Origin of the sequence: Pseudomonas sp. HS6 (genome assembly GCF_023375815.1) — a bacterium.
Lineage (GTDB): Bacteria > Pseudomonadota > Gammaproteobacteria > Pseudomonadales > Pseudomonadaceae > Aquipseudomonas.
In genome coordinates this window covers 6,351,806-6,369,518 of sequence record NZ_CP067412.1, presented here as the reverse complement: position 1 = coordinate 6,369,518, position 17,713 = coordinate 6,351,806, and the positions used below count along the sequence as shown (strand labels likewise).

The window sequence follows — 17,713 nt, the reverse complement described above, 5'->3', positions numbered from 1 at the left end:
TCGGTTCAGGTCAGACGCGGGAAGCGAACAGCGCCTGATGATCGCGGCACTGTTCAGCCGTCAGCATGAACACGCCATGCCCACCGCGCTGGAATTCCAGCCAGGCGAAATCGACCTCCGGGTACAGCGCTTCGACGTGGACCTGGCTGTTACCCACCTCGACGATCAGCAAACCCTTCTCGGTCAGGTGATTGGCCGCTTCGGCGAGCATCCGGCGCACCAGGTTCAAACCATCGTCGCCGCAGGCCAGGCCCAGTTCCGGCTCGTGCTGGTATTCGTCCGGCATGTCGGCGAAATCCTCCGCATCGACGTAAGGCGGGTTCGACACGATCAGGTCGAAACGCTGACCCGGCAAACCATCAAAACCATCGCCCTGCACGGTGAACACACGCTCATCGACGCCATGACGCTCGATGTTCTGGTTCGCCACTTCCAGCGCTTCGAACGACAGATCCGCCAGCACCACTTCGGCGTTCTGGAACTCGTAGGCGCAAGCGATGCCGATGCAGCCGGAGCCGGTGCACAGGTCGAGAATCCGCGCCGGCTCGTCGCCAATCCACGGTGCAAAACGGTTTTCGATCAACTCGCCAATCGGTGAGCGCGGGATCAGCACGCGCTCATCAACGATGAACGACATGCCGCAGAACCAAGCTTCGCCCAGCAGGTAGGCGGTCGGAATGCGTTCTTCGATCCGGCGCTTGAGCAGGCGTTGCAGGTTGACCAGTTCGTCGTCTTCCAGCGCACAGTCCAGATAGCTGTCGTTGATTTCCCATGGCAGGTGCAAGGCGCCGAGCACTAGCTGCCGGGCTTCGTCCCAGGCATTGTCGGTGCCATGGCCGAAAAACAGATCCTCCCCATGGAAGCGGCTGACGGCCCAACGGATGTGGTCGCGCAGAGTACGAAGTCGGGAAGTGATCACGGGGCAGAACTCCAGAAAAAACGACTGGCGATTCTACCAGCCAAAACGCGCCACGACGACGCAGGAAAAATCCCGGGGCGACGGTAGGAGTGTTCCGAATTCTTTATCAGCTATTGAACAGAACGTGTAACTTGACGAGGCTGCAGGCCAGTAACGACGGTGCCTACGATGGTAGCGATTCACAGAACCGCTCAGCCAGAGGACAATGTCGCAAAAGCCCCACCCCAAGGAGCCCCAGAATGTCCGTTCCAAAAACGATGTTTCAACTCAGCGGTCGCGGTTACGCAGCGGCCACGTTGAGCCATGCCACCGTGGTCATCATCGATGCCCAGAAAGAGTACCTCAGCGGCCCGCTGGCCCTGAGCGGCATGGACGCGGCTGTCGCGAACATCAAACAACTGGTTGCCGCCGCCCGCGCAGCCGGCCGTCCGATCGTGCACGTGCGTCACCTCGGCACCGTCGGCGGTCTGTTCGACCCCCAAGGCGAACGAGGCGAATTCATCACCGGCCTGGAACCCCAGGGTGATGAAACCATCATCGGTAAATTGCTGCCGAGCGCTTTCCACGGCACCGAACTCTACGATCGCCTGCAAACCCTCGGCTCGCTCGACCTGATCGTCTGCGGTTTCATGAGTCATTCCAGCGTCAGCACCACGGTGCGTGCGGCGAAGAACCTGGGTTTCCGTTGCACCCTGGTCGAAGACGCCTGCGCCACTCGTGACCTGCCGTTCAAGGGCCGCGTGCTCAGTGCCGAACAGGTTCAGGAGGCGGAAATGGCGATCATGGCCGACAACTTCGCCACCCTCGCGTTGACCCAGGACCTGATCTGATCGAGCGTAAATGAGCGGCTCAGCCCGCCGCTCATCTGCAAAAACCTCGCATTTGCTTCAATTACCCTAGCCTCAGGAACAACCCGGTCAACTCCCGGTCGAAGGGCCGATACCCATTGAGGAAGGTCGGAATGAAGTTATCCGATGGATTTGACGCACGCCGCTTGCGGCCCAAAGGCCAAAGCAACTGGCGTTTTCGTTTCGGCGCAGCGATCGCCGCCATTCTGGCGATGTTCGGCGTGCTGCTGGCAATGGCCGGGGCCGCCAGCTTGCTGGGGCACCCGCCGGCACTCGGCGACTTGAACGCAACACCCATGGGCTCGGCGATCATTCTGGCCGTCGGCCTGTTGTTCCTGTATTTCGGCGTCGCGCTGTGGCGTCGCTGCCGGCGTCGCGCGCGGCAATCGCGGGAACTGAACATGTCCCCGCACCTGATGAAAAAACACGATTGAATCGACGGCCTGGCTTTTTGCCGGGCCGTTTTGTGTCTGTTTGGGTAAACTGGCCGCCCTTCGCGGAGGCTGATATGCAAGACGACGATTTTTCCCTGTTCAAAAGTGCGATCCAAGGCGTCAAGCCGATCAAGCACGACCGCGCCGACACCGGCAAACCCAAGGCTGACCGTGCACAGATCGCCAAACTGCGCCAGTCCGCCACCATCCGCACCGAAACCACCACCGTTGATGGTCTGTCCGATCAGTTCGTGATCGACGTCGGGCCGGAAGACGAACTGATGTGGGCCCGCGACGGCGTGCAGGAAAGCCAGATGCGCAAGCTCAAGGTCGGGCAGATCCCGTTCGAAGGCAGCCTCGACCTGCACGGCATGAGCGTCGAAAAGGCCCGGGAAACCCTTTGGGCGTTTCTTGCCGAAGCGACCAAATTCGAAATCCGCTGCGTGCGCGTCACCCACGGCAAGGCTGTGCGGCTGGACGGCAAGCGACCGATGATCAAGAGCCACGTCAACACCTGGTTGCGTCAGCATGCGCAAGTGCTTGGATTCTGCTCGTGCCAGGCGAAACACGGCGGCGCTGGCGCCGTTTACGTGATGCTCAAACGCACCATGATGGAAGGCCGCGACGAATAATCCCGTCACACCGAACTTGCAGGGTCGTGTCCGCCACCGTACCCTTGCCCTTTGCGAAAATCCCCACAGGTAGTTTCATGTCCCTGGAACAGAATTACACCGCGATTCTCGGCCAACTGGGCGAGGACGTCTCCCGCGAGGGCCTGCTCGACACGCCAAAGCGTGCCGCCAAAGCCATGCAGTACCTCTGCCGCGGTTATGAACAGACGCTTGAAGAGGTCACCAACGGTGCCCTGTTCAGCTCCGACAATAGCGAAATGGTGCTGGTCAAGGACATCGAGCTCTACTCGTTGTGCGAACACCACCTGCTGCCGTTCATCGGCAAGGCCCACGTCGCCTATATCCCTAGCGGCAAGGTGCTGGGCCTGTCGAAGGTCGCGCGGATCGTCGACATGTACGCCCGCCGTCTGCAGATTCAGGAAAACCTCAGCCGCCAGATCGCCGATGCGGTCCAGCAGGTCACCGGCGCGCTGGGCGTGGCCGTGGTGATCGAGGCCAAGCACATGTGCATGATGATGCGCGGTGTGGAGAAGCAGAACTCGTCGATGATCACTTCGGTGATGCTCGGTGAGTTCCGTGAAAACGCGGCGACTCGCAGCGAGTTTCTAAGCCTGATCAAGTAATTCGTGACAGAAAAAACCGGCGTTGATCGCCGGTTTTTTTTCGCCCGTGAAAAATCGGGTAAGCTGCGCGCCTTCTTCAATGTCCCTGTGAGGCTTGTAACGTGTTCGTCAAAGCGCTTCGTGTCGGCCTCGGCCAACTGATCATCTTCGTTGATTTCCTGACCCGTCCGGGCAAGAAACAGCGCCCCGCCGCTGCCCAGGCTCAGGTGGATACCGCCGCGAAAGACCTGACCCTGTATCAGTTCCACGCCTGCCCGTTCTGCGTGAAGACCCGCCGCAGCCTTCGTCGCCTGAATGTCCCGGTGGCCCTGAAGGATGCGAAAAACAACGAGCAGGATCGCCAGACCCTGCTGGAACAGGGCGGCAAGATCAAAGTGCCGTGCCTGCGCATCGAAGAGAACGGTCAGACCACCTGGATGTATGAGTCCAACACGATCATCGAATATCTGAACAAGCGGTTCGCCGCAGTCTGAATCAAAAAAAACCGGCCTGATGGCCGGTTTTTTTATGCAGCCAGCGCGGCCTGTGCCTGACGCACCACCGCCGCCAGACGTTTGAGCCCTTCGTCCAGCCTGGCCGGGTCAATGTGACTGAAGTTCAGACGCAGATGACCGTGATTGCGATCCGGCTCTGGGAAGAACGGCTCGCCCGGCATGAACGCAACATCGTTGGCCAACGCGGTGTTCAGCAACGTGCGCGTGTCCAGCGGCTGCTTCAGGGTCAGCCAGAAAAACAGCCCGCCCTGGGGGGTGTTCCAGTCCGCCAGATCGGCGAAGTGAGTTTCCAGTGCCGCTTGAAAAGCATCGCGACGCTGGCGGTAGAAGCCGCGCAATTCACTCAAGTGCTGCTGATACTTTTCGCTACCAATCCACTGCAACGCCTGCCATTGACCGATGCGATTGGTGTGCAGATCCGCCGACTGCTTGAGCTTGAGCAGGTGCGGAAACAAATCCGGACTCGCGATCAGGTAGCCGACGCGCAGGCCCGGCAACAGGGTTTTCGAAACAGTGCCGGTGTAGATCCAACTGGATGTCTTCAAACGACCGGCAATCGGTTTGGCGCTGCCGCCGTCGAAAGTCAGTTCGCGGTAAGGCTCGTCTTCGATCAAGGTCACGCCGAACTCGTCAAGTAATGCGGCGACAGCTTCGCGCTTGGCTTCGCTGTAGCGTACGGCGGACGGGTTCTGGAAAGTCGGGATCAGGTAGATGAATGCCGGCGATGCCGTTCCAGACGCTGGCGCAACTGCGCAAGGTTCGGTCCGTCAGCCTCCAGCGGCACGGTCAGGCAATCGGCGCCGAACAGCTGGAAAATCTGCAACGCCGCCAGATAGGTCGGCGCTTCCAGCAGGATTTCGGTGCCTCTGTCGATGTACAGCTTGGCCGCCAGATCGAGGGTTTGCTGGGAACCGCTGACCACCAGCACCTGACGGGCCTCACAGGCAAGTCCCAACGCCCTCGCCTCTGCCGCCAGCGCTTCGCGCAACGCAGGCTCGCCTTCACTCATGCCGTATTGGCCGAGGGACAGCGGCATGTCGGCCCATTCGACCCTCGGCAGCATGGCTTCGGCAGGCAAGCCGCCGGCGAAGGACATGACTTCCGGGCGCTGAGCGGCGGCCAGGATTTCACGGATCAGAGAACTTTTGAGACGCGAGACACGTTCGGAAAAAGCCATGGAAGTCACCGCTAGCGAGGCATGAGAAAAATGAGTCAAACTTGTTGACTGAAATTACGACAGCCTCACTGGAAACGTCAATATGCTTGACCTTAAAAACTGCACCAGCCAACAGCAAGCCATGGAAGCGTTCTTCTTCGGTTATCAGGCGTTCACCGCCAAGGCCGACGAAATGCTCGAGCGTCGCGGCCTGTCCCGAGTGCATCAGCGCATCGTTTTTTTCATCGCCCGCTACCCGAACCTGAGCGTCAAGGAGTTGCTCGCGCTGCTCGGTGTGAGCAAACAGGCGTTGAACATGCCGCTGCGTCAGTTGCAGGAAATGCACCTGGTGGACAGCGTGGCGTCCGAGGCTGACAAGCGTAAGCGTCTGCTGGAACTGACCGTCGAAGGCGCGAAATTTGAACAGGCGCTGCGCCGCGAGCAGGTGAAACTGCTTGAACGGGTGTTTGCCGAGGCTGGCGAAAACGCGGTGAATGGCTGGCTGGCGGTGAATATGGCGTTGGGGAAAAACCAGACAACTCTCGACTGAATGCCCGGCCCTCTTCGCTGGCAAGCCAGCTCCCACAGGGTTCTCAGGCGACTGGAAAATGTGTGTATATCTTCGGTTTTTGTGGGAGCCGGCTTGCCAGCGATGAGGCCCTGGCGAGTGATATATCCCTATCGGCAAAACTTTCGTCGACAAAACCAAAAACATTATTTGCTTTATTTGTATACAAAAGCATAATCCACAACGTGCGAGTTCCTGACCGCATGGTCAACAAATTCGCGTATGCCTCAAAGGGCCGCTGCCACCCCCTCATAGGGTCCGGCCCTGGAAATAACAATAAAACTCTTGAGGAGTACTCGCTGTGGAAAGCCGCAAATCCGAAGCATCGACGCTGGAACTCTCGCCGCCGTTACGCAATGGCCTGCTTGAGCGCCTCTTTAAACTCAGCTTGCATGGCACCACGGTGAAGACCGAGCTGATCGCCGGTCTGACAACCTTCATCACCATGGCCTACATCATCTTCGTCAACCCGAACATCATGGCCGATGCCGGGATCGATCATGGTGCGGCCTTCGTCGCCACCTGCATCGCCGCCGCGCTGGGCTGCCTGCTGATGGGCCTGTACGCCAACTGGCCGGTGGGCCTGGCGCCGGGCATGGGCCTCAACGCGTTCTTTACCTACACCGTGGTCGGCACCATGGGCTACAACTGGGAAACCGCGCTCGGTGCAGTGTTCGTCTCGGGCGTGCTGTTCATGATCCTGACCTTTTCGCGGATTCGCGAATGGCTGCTCAACAGCATTCCGGTCAGCCTGCGCTTTGCGATGGGCGCCGGTGTGGGTCTGTTTCTCGGGCTGATCGGCCTGAAGACCGCCGGCATCGTCGTCGACAGCCCGGCCACGCTGATCAAGCTTGGCTCGCTGCGTGAACCCGGCCCGCTGCTCGCCGCCATCTGCTTCCTGATGATCGCAATCCTCAGCTACCACAAGGTGTTCGGCGCGATCCTCATCAGCATCATCACCGTGACCCTGGCTGGCTGGGGGATTGGTCTGGTGCACTACGAGGGCATCATGTCCGCCCCGCCAAGCCTGGCGCCGACTTTCATGGCCATGAACGTCGCCGGCGTGTTCAACGTCAGCATGATCAGCGTGGTACTGGCCTTCCTCTTCGTGCACATGTTCGACACCGCCGGCACCCTGATGGGCGTTGCCCAGCGCGCCAATCTGGTGGGCGCTGACGGCCGCATCGAAAACCTTTCCCGCGCCATGAAAGCCGACTCCGCCTCCAGCGTATTCGGTGCAGTCGTCGGTGTTCCGCCGGTCACCAGCTACGTGGAAAGTGCCGCCGGTGTAGCGGCTGGTGGTCGGACTGGTCTTACCGCAGTGACCGTCGGTGTGCTATTTATAGCCGCGATGTTCTTTGCACCGCTGGCCGGCATGATTCCCGCCTATGCCACCGCCGGCGCGCTGATTTATGTAGCGATGCTGATGATGGGCGGCATGGCGCACATCGAATGGGACGAAGCGACCGACAGCATTCCGGCCATCGTCACCGCGATCATGATGCCGTTGACCTTCTCGGTCGCCGACGGCATTGCGCTGGGCTTCATTACCTATGTCGCGCTGAAGGCCGGCACCGGTAAATACAAAGAGATCTCTGTCAGCCTGTGGGTGCTCTGCGCGATCTTCATCGCCAAGTTCATCTTCTTGTAAGCGTCACGCGGTTCGAGCGTCAAAACAGCCTCACCCCACCGGGTGGGGCTTTTGCACATTTTTGATAACGATAAAAAAGGAGCAAGTGATGAGTCTGGAAACCTGGCTGCTGTTCAGCGGCGCCGCGCTGGTGGTGATCCTGATTCCGGGGCCACTGTCATTGCTGATGATCAGCAACAGCCTGAATTACGGCTTGCGCCGTTCTTACCCGGCCTTTCTGGGCGGTGTGAGTGCATCGATCTGCCTGCTCAGCGCTTCGGCACTGGGGCTGGGCGCCCTGCTGCTGGCATCCGAAAAACTGTTCAGCGCATTGAAAATCGTCGGCGCGTTGTACCTGTTCTATCTCGCCTGGCAGAGCTGGCAGCAATCGCGCCAGCCATCGGTGGGTGCCGAAGTGCCGGAGGCGGCGCCGGTTCCGCGTTTCCGTGCGTTGTTCGGCCGTGCTTTTGTACTGGGCGCCAGTAACCCGAAAGACATTCTGTTTTTTGCCGCATTCCTGCCACAGTTCCTCAACGCCGAGCAGCCGTTTCTGCCACAACTGCTGGTGATGATTGCAACCTGGACGGTGCTCGATCTGCTGTGCAAGCTGACCTACGGCCTCGGCGCCCACGGTGCAGCGCGTTACCTGCGCAGTGGCAGGGGCCAGAGCTGGTTCAACCGCATCAGCGCCGGACTGTTCGGCGGCGCAGGTGCAGCGTCCTTGTTGAGCAGTCACTGATTTCCGATGTGCATGGCCGCCGTTTCTGATCGAAGTGGCGGCGATTTTCACCACCGCCCCACTCCCCCGAGGGAAACACCCGGCATCAACTGCCCCAACTGATAGACATATGTACCGCACGGTAAAGTGCCGGCTTGACCATCATTGAGCGCTCCGCTATCTGGACCCTGTGAGCCAAACGATCAATGAGCCCGAAAAAACCGATCCGCCCGAAAACACCGCTGCCGCCAGATCAAGGCACCCCGGTTATCCGTGACACGACGCCTGAAATATCCGCCCGGCAACCGTTTCACATCGAACATCCGCACCTTGACCAGACCGCCAACCTGCTCACCGTACGCGGCAACCTGCCGTCCGGCTCCTCGCCAACGACCTTTCAGATCGCCGATCTACCCACCGGCACCCACATCGCTCGCGTCGCAAATGATCGCCCGATTGCCGGTTACTTCCTGGCGCCCCGACTGGTGGACAGATTGCCCCAGCCCGACTTGCTGACAGGATTTCGCACCGCCGGGCCGCATACCTATGTCGATCTGATCGATGGCGGAACGGTTTTGCTCGGCACGGATTTACAAAGCAATATCAGAGCCCGAATGTCGAACGAACTCTGGGCATCCGGCCCCCGACTCGAGCAGGTCGCGGGCACCGTGCAATGGCGCCCGCTAGCCTCGGACAGTCCATTGGGCACTGACGCTTCACAACTGTTCGTCACCCGCGTCCCCGCACCTGGTGACAACGCGAACGTTATACCGCCCAAACGACCTCGTATTGCGGGTGATGAACAGCAGCCCGGTGAAACTTCCGGCGTGAACCGCGCGATTGCCGACACTGAACTGGATGCGCTGATTGACCCCTGGAAGACATGGGGCATCATCGGCCAACAGGACTCACCTGACGACATCAATATCAATGGATCCCGATACCGGACCCTGCCCCGCGGCCCGGCACCCAATGATCCGATTGTCTACATCAAGCATCCGTACCACCTGATCTACGACTACGCCACTCTGGATCGGACGTTGCGCACAGACTTTCTGCAGCAACCTCGCGGCGCCATTCGCATTCCTCCCGCCCATCAGTGGGAAATCGATCCGACCTTGCCGTTCCAGAGACCGATGAAAGACACCGTCGCCAGCTACTTTCCCGAGTTGTCGGACATCACCCTGCACAATGTCGCCAAACGGCAATTCATTCTCGCCAATGGCTCCGAGCTGGCGACCGGCACCGGTCTGACCCTGTTGCGTCAAGCGTTCAATGACTGGAAAACCGGCACCATCAACCCCCGTTCGGAGTTGGTCGATCCGCTGCTGATGCTTGAGTCACTGCCGCGATCCATAACTGAAGGCAACCAGAAGATCGAGCTGCCCGTTGCCAACGTGAGAAACGGCCTGCGTCGTCTGGATTTCGACCCGGTCCGATTTCGGCAGGAATGGAGCTACTTCATGCCGAGCCAATCGGCGGGCGATATAAAGCGCTTCGCAGCGGGGCTCCTGACGCGCAACGGTTACAGCGTGTTTGAACCCAGCGCTGCACAAAGCTTTGCGGCTGTCGTGTTCAAGCGGACAGGGCATGACTTGGTTTTTTTTCTAAGCCTGCACCGCGTCAAGGGCCGCCAGATTCATCAGCCTTTGAATCAGGATCCGAACACCTCGAATATCAGGCTGATAGATCAGGTCGGACCGGATGCTGCCCAAGCCGTAGAAGCGGCTCATGCGGTGAACAAAGTGGTCTGGCTCAGAGGGGGCGTGCAAACGTTCGCGCCTCATCCGGATACGTTTTTCATCATCCGGGATGATTACGCCAGGCTTTGAGGCTTTGCGGGCGAGAGGATAAAAAAAGCCCGCAGTGTGAGCGGGCGAAAGACCAAAGAAGCTATATGCGCAGTCGCTTCCCGGTGGAGGCAGCTGCTTGGGGGTCAGCTGCCCCGATACGTGGAATAGCTGTAAGGCGAGATCAGCAACGGTACGTGGTAGTGATCCTGTTCGGCGGAGATGCCGAACCGCAGCACCACCACGTCCAGGAATGCCGGCTCCGGCAACTGGACGCCACGGGCGCGGTAGTAATCGCCGGCGTGGAACTGAACCTGATAGACACCGGTACGGTAGTCATCGCCTTGCAGCAGCGGCGCATCGACCCGGCCATCGCTGTTGGTAAGCGCACTGGCGACCAATTCCAGGTGCGAACCTTCAACGCGGTAAAGCTCGACCTTGATCGAGCTGCCCGGGCAACCGTGTGCAGCGTCCAAAACGTGTGTTGTCAAACGTCCCATTGATTCTGCGCGCCTGCCTGCGAGGAGCAGTCAGACTTCGCGCCTCCCGAAGTCAGTTGAAAAGGAGACCGCACCGTTTCGGAGCACGAAAAGCTGCGGCGAGCGATTGATTAAGACACTTTTCAAAAAAATTGTACACAATAAAAACGACATTTTTCCTTCTACCCCCGCCATCCCCAGATTTCCCGATGATCTGCCCTTGCACCATGCATTCATTGAACCCCCAGTCCATTAGCTGACTGGTCAGGCAGGTTTCTTGCAGGCTCACGCCATTAACAGTAAAAGATGACAGCCGGTGAAAAATGCGAAAATTCAGGCTTACAAATTGAGAATAAAGTTGTATACAATCAGCCCATCGCTGTGACGCCAGCCTGTGCAGGCCGTTACACAACCTGTCAACGAATAAGAAGGAAGACTGCAGTGAGCGCTGACTACCCACGCGACCTGATCGGTTACGGCAGTAACCCTCCTCACCCACACTGGCCGGGCAATGCCCGGATCGCCCTGTCCTTCGTGCTCAATTACGAAGAAGGCGGCGAGCGCAACATCCTGCACGGCGACAAAGAATCGGAAGCCTTCCTCTCGGAAATGGTCGCGGCGCAGCCTCTGCAAGGCGCGCGCAACATGAGCATGGAATCGCTTTACGAGTATGGCAGCCGTGCCGGCGTCTGGCGGATCCTGAAACTGTTCAAGGAATTCGACATTCCGCTGACCATCTTCGCCGTGGCCATGGCCGCCCAACGTCATCCGGACGTGATCCGCGCGATGGTCGAGGCCGGCCATGAGATCTGCAGCCACGGCTACCGCTGGATCGACTACCAGTACATGGACGAAGCGCAGGAGCGCGAGCACATGCTCGAAGCGATCCGCATCCTCACCGAACTCACCGGCGAGCGCCCGCTGGGCTGGTACACCGGTCGCACCGGCCCGCACACCCGTAAGCTGGTGATGGAAGAAGGCGGTTTCCTCTATGACTGCGACACCTACGACGACGACCTGCCCTACTGGGAACCGAACAACCCGACCGGCAAGCCGCACCTGGTGATCCCGTACACCCTGGACACCAACGACATGCGCTTCACCCAGGTCCAGGGTTTCAACAAGGGCGACGATTTCTTCGAATACCTGAAAGATGCGTTCGACGTGCTCTACGCCGAAGGTGCTGAAGCGCCGAAAATGCTGTCGATCGGCCTGCACTGCCGCCTGATCGGCCGCCCGGGTCGTCTGGCTTCGCTCAAGCGCTTCATCGAATACGCCAAAAGTCATGAACAGGTGTGGTTCAGCCGTCGCGTCGACATCGCTCGTCACTGGCACGAAACCCACCCGTACCAAGGGGCTGCCAGATGAGCACCTTTCAAACCCTGAAACCGTCGACCCTGAGCCGCGACGCCTTCGTCAAAGCCTTCGCCGACATCTACGAACATTCGCCATGGGTGGCCGAGAAGGCCTTCGACCTGGGCCAGGACGCGTCGATCGACCAGATCGAAACCCTGCACCAGCGCATGAGCGACATCCTGTTGAGCGCCGATCACGCCAGTCAACTGGCATTGATCAACGCTCACCCGGACCTGGCCGGCAAAGCCGCCGTCCAGGGCCAACTGACCGAAGCCAGCACCAATGAACAGGCTGGCGCCGGTATTCACCAATGCACGGCCGAAGAGTTTTCTCGCTTCACCGAGCTGAACGACGCCTACAAAGCCAAGTTCAAGTTTCCCTTCATCATGGCGGTAAAAGGCAGCAACCGGCATCAGATCCTCGCGGCGTTCGAAACGCGCATTCACAACCCGGTCAACACCGAGTTCAAATGCGCGCTGGCGGAGATCAACAAGATTGCCCTGTTCCGTTTACTGACTCTTTAGCGAGCATGGCCCGAGCGTGTCAAACGCGGAGAACGCCCAGGGCCTCGCAAGCATCCCAAGCCACTTATTTAAAGGCAGACAAGAAGAATGAAAGCTTACGCCGTACCTTTCGAGAAGTTCGTCAACCTGGCCGATGCCCGTCTGGGCACCAAAATCATCTCGGTCACCGATGACTGGTTCGCAGACGCCAATCGTCTGTTTCAGCCGACCCCGGCCGTGTGGAAGGAGGGCGTGTTCGATGACAACGGCAAGTGGATGGACGGCTGGGAATCGCGCCGCAAGCGCTTCGAAGGCTACGACAGCGCGGTGATCCGTCTGGGCGTACCGGGTTCGATCAAAGGCGTGGACATCGACACTTCATTCTTCACCGGCAACTTCCCGCCATCGGCCTCCCTGGAAGCGTGCTTCCTGGCGTCGGGCGAGCCGGACGAAAACACCCAGTGGACTGAAGTGCTGTCGGCCGTCGAGCTGCAAGGCAACAGCCACCACTACCACGAAATCAGCAACGACAAGGCGTTCAGCCACCTGCGCTTCAACATCTACCCGGACGGCGGTGTTGCACGTCTGCGCGTGTATGGTGTTCCGCATCGCGACTGGTCGGCTGTCGGCGACAACGAGCAAGTCGACCTGGCTGCAGCCCTCAACGGTGGCCGCGCCCTCGCCTGCTCCGACGAACACTTCGGCCGCATGAGCAACATCCTCAACCCGGGCCGTGGCATCAACATGGGCGATGGCTGGGAAACCGCACGTCGTCGCACGCCAGGCAATGACTGGGTCATCGTCGCACTGGGCCACCCGGGCGAGATCGAAAAAATCATCGTCGACACCCTGCACTTCAAGGGCAACTACCCGGACACCTGCTCGATCCAGGGCGCGTTCGTCAAGGGCGGTACCGACAGCCAGATCGAAACCCAGTCGCTGTTCTGGCGCGATCTGCTGCCAAGCCAGAAGCTGGAAATGCACGCCGAACACACCTTCGTCGAGCAGATCAAGGCACTGGGCCCGATCACCCACATCCGTCTGAACGTGTTCCCGGATGGTGGTGTGAGCCGCCTGCGCGTATTGGGCAAGGTCGCTAAATAAGGTTGGACCCAATCGCTGGCAAGCCAGCTCCCACAGGTTTTGTGAACGCCACAGTCCACTGTGGGAGCGGGCTTGCCCCGGGCGGCGTTCCGACGATGGCGATAGTTCTAACAACACAGAATTTTGGATAAGAAGAACAGCATGCGCACACTGACGATTGAACCGCTGACCAAAGAAGCCTTCGCCCCTTTCGGTGACGTGATCGAAACCGACGGCAGCGATCACTTCATGATCAACAACGGTTCGACCATGCGCTTCCACAAACTGGCGACGGTCGAAACCGCGACGCCTGAGGACAACGCGATCATCAGCATCTTCCGCGCCGACGCGCAGGACATGCCGCTGACCGTCAGCATGCTGGAACGCCATCCGCTGGGCAGCCAGGCTTTCATTCCGCTGCTCGGCAACCCCTTTCTGATCGTGGTCGCGCCACTTGGCGATGAACCTGTATCAGGCTTGGTCCGCGCCTTCGTCACCAACGGCAGGCAGGGCATCAATTACCATCGCGGCGTCTGGCACCACCCGGTGCTGACGATCGAAAAGCGGGATGACTTCCTGGTGGTTGATCGCAGTGGCACAGGCAATAACTGCGATGAGCATTTTTTCAAAGAGGATGAGCGTTTGATCCTCGCCCCCCACCAATAAGAGAAGGTCTGATCACTCGACAACAAGAGTGACAGGCGAGAGGTAAAGACTGTGGAAGCACATCTGTTGGAATGGCTGAACCTGAGCGTGCGCTGGGTTCACATGATCACTGGCGTGGCCTGGATCGGCGCGTCGTTCTACTTCGTCTGGCTGGAGAACAACCTCAACCGCGTCAACCCGAAAACCGGTCTGGCCGGTGATCTGTGGGCGATCCACGGCGGCGGTATCTATCACCTGGAAAAATACAAACTGGCCCCTCCGTCGATGCCGGAGAACCTGCACTGGTTCAAATGGGAAGCCTACTTCACCTGGATGTCGGGGATCGCGCTGCTGTGCGTGGTGTTCTACTCCAATCCGACGCTCTACCTGCTGGCTCCCGGCAGTACTCTGAGCGGTCCAGAAGGCGTAGCTATCGGTATCGGCTCGCTGTTCCTCGGCTGGTTCATCTACTCCTTCCTGTGCGACTCGGCCCTGGGCAAACGCCCTGCCCTGCTCGGTGGCATCCTTTTCGTGCTGATCATCGGCGCCGCGTATGGCTTCAGCAAGGTGTTCAGCGGTCGTGGTGCGTACCTGCACGTCGGCGCGATCATCGGCACCATCATGGTCGGCAACGTGTTCCGCATCATCATGCCGGCGCAACGCGCACTGGTGGCCGCGATTGCCGCGAACCGCACGCCGGATCCGGCGCTGCCGGCCAAAGGCCTGCTGCGTTCGCGTCACAACAACTACTTCACCCTGCCGGTGCTGTTCATCATGATCAGCAACCACTTCCCGAGCACTTACGGCAGCCAGTACAACTGGCTGATCCTGGCCGGGATTGCAGTGTTGGCGGTGTTGGTGCGTCACTACTTCAACACCCGTCACGACAGCCACAAGTTTGCCTGGACCCTGCCAGTGGCAGCGGTGGGCATGATCACCCTGGCTTACGTCACCGGCCCTGCGCCGATGCCGACCGCGCCGGAAGTGGCCAAGGCTCCAGCAAAAATCGAGTACCAGCCGCTGCCGGAAACGGCGTTGGGTGGTGGCGCGAAACCGGCTGAAGCTACACAACCGGCCGCACCTGCTGCACCGGCCGCGGCTCCGGCTCAGGCGTCCAACGCCGGCCCGGGTTTCGACAAGGTGCACAACGTGATCCAGGAACGCTGCGCGGTCTGCCACTCGGCCAAACCGACCAGCCCGCTGTTCAGCGCTGCACCTGCCGGTGTGATGTTCGACACCCCAGAGCAGATCCGCCAGAACGCGGCACGGATCCAGGCGCAAGCCATCACCACGCAGATCATGCCACTGGGCAACATCACACAGATGACCCAGCAGGAACGTGACCTGATCGGTGCATGGATCGCCCAGGGAGCCCAGACCAATTAAGCAATAAAAGCATCGCGGGCAAGCCCGCTCACACAGGGATTCACACAATCCTGTGGGAGCTGGCTTGCCTGCGATTAGCCGCAACGCGGTTTACCTGATGCAAAAGGACAGCTGTGAGCCACCCGGCAGCTGTTCAATCACAAGAATAAAAAAGATCCGAGGTGTTGCATGTCCGAGCTGTCCAAAGCGCGCATCCCCGACGCACCCGCCATTCAGCGTTTGCCCCTTTTGCAACTGATCCTGGTCGGTTTGCAACATGTTCTGCTGATGTACGGCGGCGCCATCGCGGTACCGCTGATCATCGGACAGGCCGCTGGCCTGAGTCGTGAAGAAATCGCCTTCCTGATCAACGCCGACCTGCTGGTCGCCGGCATCGCCACCATCGTGCAATCCTTAGGGATCGGCCCGATGGGCATTCGTATGCCGGTGATGATGGGCGCCAGTTTCGCCGCTGTCGGCAGCATGGTCGCCATGGCCGGCATGCCCGGCATCGGTCTGCAAGGGATCTTCGGCGCAACCATCGCCGCCGGGTTCTTCGGCATGATCATCGCGCCGTTCATGTCCAAGGTCGTACGCTTCTTCCCTCCTCTGGTGACCGGCACGGTCATCACCTCGATCGGTTTGTCGCTGTTCCCCGTGGCCGTGAACTGGGCCGGTGGCGGCGCAGGCGCTGCACAATTCGGATCACCGATTTATCTGGCCATCGCCGCGTTGGTGTTGGGCACCATTCTGTTGATCCACCGTTTCATGCGTGGTTTCTGGGTCAACATTTCCGTGCTGATCGGCATGTGCCTGGGCTACGTGCTCTGCGGCGCCATCGGTATGGTCGATCTGAGCGGCATGGCCAATGCGCCGTGGGTTCAGTTCGTTACTCCGCTGCATTTCGGCATGCCGAAGTTCGAACTGGCACCGATCCTGTCGATGTGTCTGGTGGTAGTGATCATCTTTGTCGAGTCCACCGGAATGTTCCTCGCGCTGGGCAAGATCACCGGTCAGGAAGTCTGCCCGCGCATGCTACGTCGCGGTCTGCTGTGTGATGCCGGCGCATCGTTCGTTGCCGGTTTCTTCAACACCTTCACCCACTCCTCCTTCGCTCAGAACATTGGCCTGGTGCAGATGACCGGCGTGCGCTGCCGTTCGGTGACCATCGTCGCCGGCGGCTTGCTGATCGTCCTGAGCCTGCTGCCGAAAGCGGCGTTTCTGGTGGCGTCGATTCCACCGGCGGTACTTGGCGGTGCGGCGATTGCGATGTTCGGCATGGTTGCAGCTACCGGGATCAAGATCCTGCAAGAGGCCGACATCGGTGACCGTCGCAATCAACTGCTGGTGGCGGTGAGCATCGGCATGGGCCTGATCCCGGTGGTACGTCCGGAGTTCTTCGCCCACCTGCCGTTGTGGATGAGCCCGATCACCCACAGCGGTATCGCCATGGCCACCCTCAGCGCACTGACGCTGAACCTTCTGTTCAACATCCTGGGCGGCGCCGAGCGCGCGGCCATCAACGATTGTCACGCACACCCGCATTGATCTGACTGACAGCAAAGGGGGCCTGCCCGTGGCCAGCCCCCTGGCCACAACCTGCGCCTCAAACAATAAAAACAAGAGGGAGCAACAGATGATCCGGACTCAAACCAACGTGTTGTTGAGCGGCGGCCTGCTGGCCGCATCACAAGCCATGGCCGGCGATTTATTGCTGTGGCAGACCAACAGCCTGAGCTACCTGTACGGCAAGAACTTCGCGATCAATCCGTCGATCCAGCAGACGGTGACGTTCGAGCACGCCGACAAGTGGAAGTACGGCGACAACTTCCTGTTCGTCGACAAGATCTTCTACAACGGCCAGGAAGACCGCAACAAAGGCCCGCACACCTTCTACGGCGAATTCACCCCGCGCTTCTCGTTCGGCAAGATCTTCGATCGCAAGCTCGAATTCGGCCCGATCAAGGACGTGCTGCTGGCGATGACTTACGAATACGGCGAAGGCGAGAGCGAGGCCTATCTGATCGGCCCCGGTTTTGACCTGAAAGTGCCGGGCTTCAACTACGTCACCCTGAACATCTTCCGTCGCCAGACCGAAGGCCCGCGCCCGGGCGATGGTGTCTGGCAGATCACGCCGGGCTGGTCCTACAGCATTCCGCTGGGTAATTCCGACGTGCTGATCGATGGCTACCTCGACTGGGTCGTCGACAACGACGAGAACTCGCGCGGCACCTATCACGCCAACCTGCACATCAATCCGCAGATCAAATACGACCTGGGCAAAGCCCTCGGCTGGCGCCAGAAGCAGCTGTATGTCGGCACCGAGTACAGCTACTGGAAAAACAAATACGGGGTCGAAAGCAGCCACAACCTCGACACCAATCAGAACACCGCCAGCCTGCTGGTGAAGGTGCACTTCTAAGATGACCCGCAACCGCGCCCCCTACCTGTCGTCGGTGCTCTGTTGCGG

Annotated in this window: 18 protein-coding genes and 1 pseudogene; 16 read left to right on the top strand and 3 right to left on the bottom strand. The window is 59.7% G+C overall.

Features of this window, described 5'->3' with window-relative positions:
• Nucleotides 1-10: 10 nt before the first annotated feature.
• Nucleotides 11-919: a 50S ribosomal protein L3 N(5)-glutamine methyltransferase gene (prmB, locus tag JJN09_RS28835; protein ID WP_249484838.1), complete on the bottom strand. Its 909-nt coding sequence runs from the start codon at nt 917-919 to the stop codon at nt 11-13.
• Between the two features lie 239 nt (nt 920-1,158).
• Here prmB and JJN09_RS28830 point away from each other — a divergent pair, with 239 nt between their 5' ends.
• From JJN09_RS28830 to JJN09_RS28810, 5 genes are all read left to right on the top strand, one after another.
• Nucleotides 1,159-1,749, top strand: coding sequence for a cysteine hydrolase family protein (locus JJN09_RS28830; protein ID WP_249484837.1), 591 nt, complete (start codon nt 1,159-1,161; stop codon nt 1,747-1,749).
• Nucleotides 1,750-1,880: 131 nt separating this feature from the next.
• Nucleotides 1,881-2,201 carry a hypothetical protein gene (locus JJN09_RS28825; RefSeq protein ID WP_249484836.1) on the top strand — a complete coding sequence of 107 codons (321 nt, stop codon included), beginning with the start codon at nt 1,881-1,883 and terminating at the stop codon, nt 2,199-2,201.
• A gap of 74 nt (nt 2,202-2,275) precedes the next feature.
• A complete protein-coding gene (locus JJN09_RS28820; RefSeq protein WP_085732349.1) occupies nt 2,276-2,833 on the top strand; it encodes a Smr/MutS family protein in 558 nt (185 codons plus the stop codon).
• Between the two features lie 77 nt (nt 2,834-2,910).
• Complete coding sequence (folE, locus tag JJN09_RS28815; protein ID WP_003204506.1) at nt 2,911-3,456, top strand: GTP cyclohydrolase I FolE; 546 nt, start codon at nt 2,911-2,913, stop codon at nt 3,454-3,456.
• Nucleotides 3,457-3,557: 101 nt separating this feature from the next.
• The gene (locus tag JJN09_RS28810; RefSeq protein WP_096822943.1) at nt 3,558-3,929 is read left to right on the top strand and encodes a glutathione S-transferase N-terminal domain-containing protein; all 372 of its coding nucleotides are present in this window, start codon (nt 3,558-3,560) and stop codon (nt 3,927-3,929) included.
• A 32-nt stretch (nt 3,930-3,961) separates the two neighbouring features.
• On the opposite strand, the pseudogene JJN09_RS28805 reads toward JJN09_RS28810, so the two are convergent.
• A pseudogene (locus JJN09_RS28805) lies at nt 3,962-5,127 on the bottom strand (PLP-dependent aminotransferase family protein).
• An 82-nt stretch (nt 5,128-5,209) separates the two neighbouring features.
• Between JJN09_RS28805 and JJN09_RS28800 the strand changes: the two are divergent.
• The 4 genes from JJN09_RS28800 (at nt 5,210) to JJN09_RS28785 (ending at nt 9,854) form a co-directional block, all read left to right on the top strand.
• A complete protein-coding gene (locus JJN09_RS28800; RefSeq protein WP_249484835.1) occupies nt 5,210-5,656 on the top strand; it encodes a MarR family winged helix-turn-helix transcriptional regulator in 447 nt (148 codons plus the stop codon).
• Between the two features lie 319 nt (nt 5,657-5,975).
• A complete protein-coding gene (locus tag JJN09_RS28795; RefSeq protein WP_085710637.1) occupies nt 5,976-7,325 on the top strand; it encodes an NCS2 family permease in 1,350 nt (449 codons plus the stop codon).
• Between the two features lie 88 nt (nt 7,326-7,413).
• On the top strand, nt 7,414-8,043 hold the full coding sequence (locus JJN09_RS28790) for a LysE family translocator (protein WP_249484834.1): 630 nt from the start codon (nt 7,414-7,416) through the stop codon (nt 8,041-8,043).
• Nucleotides 8,044-8,228: 185 nt separating this feature from the next.
• Entirely contained in the window at nt 8,229-9,854 is a 1,626-nt protein-coding gene (locus tag JJN09_RS28785) for a hypothetical protein (RefSeq protein ID WP_249484833.1), read from the top strand.
• 104 nt (nt 9,855-9,958) lie between these two features.
• Here JJN09_RS28785 and uraH read toward each other — a convergent pair whose 3' ends face one another.
• Entirely contained in the window at nt 9,959-10,312 is a 354-nt protein-coding gene (gene uraH / locus JJN09_RS28780) for a hydroxyisourate hydrolase (RefSeq protein WP_011333195.1), read from the bottom strand.
• A gap of 420 nt (nt 10,313-10,732) precedes the next feature.
• Here uraH and puuE point away from each other — a divergent pair, with 420 nt between their 5' ends.
• The 7 genes from puuE (at nt 10,733) to JJN09_RS28745 (ending at nt 17,665) form a co-directional block, all read left to right on the top strand.
• Nucleotides 10,733-11,659 carry an allantoinase PuuE gene (gene puuE, locus JJN09_RS28775; protein WP_249484832.1) on the top strand — a complete coding sequence of 309 codons (927 nt, stop codon included), beginning with the start codon at nt 10,733-10,735 and terminating at the stop codon, nt 11,657-11,659.
• Complete coding sequence (gene uraD / locus JJN09_RS28770; RefSeq protein WP_249484831.1) at nt 11,656-12,171, top strand: 2-oxo-4-hydroxy-4-carboxy-5-ureidoimidazoline decarboxylase; 516 nt, start codon at nt 11,656-11,658, stop codon at nt 12,169-12,171. The genes puuE and uraD overlap by 4 nt, the downstream gene beginning before the upstream one ends.
• Nucleotides 12,172-12,258: 87 nt before the next feature.
• On the top strand, nt 12,259-13,254 hold the full coding sequence (gene alc / locus JJN09_RS28765) for an allantoicase (RefSeq protein ID WP_249484830.1): 996 nt from the start codon (nt 12,259-12,261) through the stop codon (nt 13,252-13,254).
• A 141-nt stretch (nt 13,255-13,395) separates the two neighbouring features.
• The gene (locus tag JJN09_RS28760; RefSeq protein WP_007960046.1) at nt 13,396-13,899 is read left to right on the top strand and encodes an ureidoglycolate lyase; all 504 of its coding nucleotides are present in this window, start codon (nt 13,396-13,398) and stop codon (nt 13,897-13,899) included.
• A gap of 51 nt (nt 13,900-13,950) precedes the next feature.
• A complete protein-coding gene (locus JJN09_RS28755) occupies nt 13,951-15,264 on the top strand; it encodes a urate hydroxylase PuuD (protein WP_249484829.1) in 1,314 nt (437 codons plus the stop codon).
• Between the two features lie 168 nt (nt 15,265-15,432).
• A complete protein-coding gene (locus JJN09_RS28750) occupies nt 15,433-16,791 on the top strand; it encodes a nucleobase:cation symporter-2 family protein (RefSeq protein ID WP_249484828.1) in 1,359 nt (452 codons plus the stop codon).
• Nucleotides 16,792-16,879: 88 nt separating this feature from the next.
• A complete protein-coding gene (locus JJN09_RS28745; RefSeq protein WP_249484827.1) occupies nt 16,880-17,665 on the top strand; it encodes an outer membrane protein OmpK in 786 nt (261 codons plus the stop codon).
• Nucleotides 17,666-17,713: the final 48 nt, after the last annotated feature.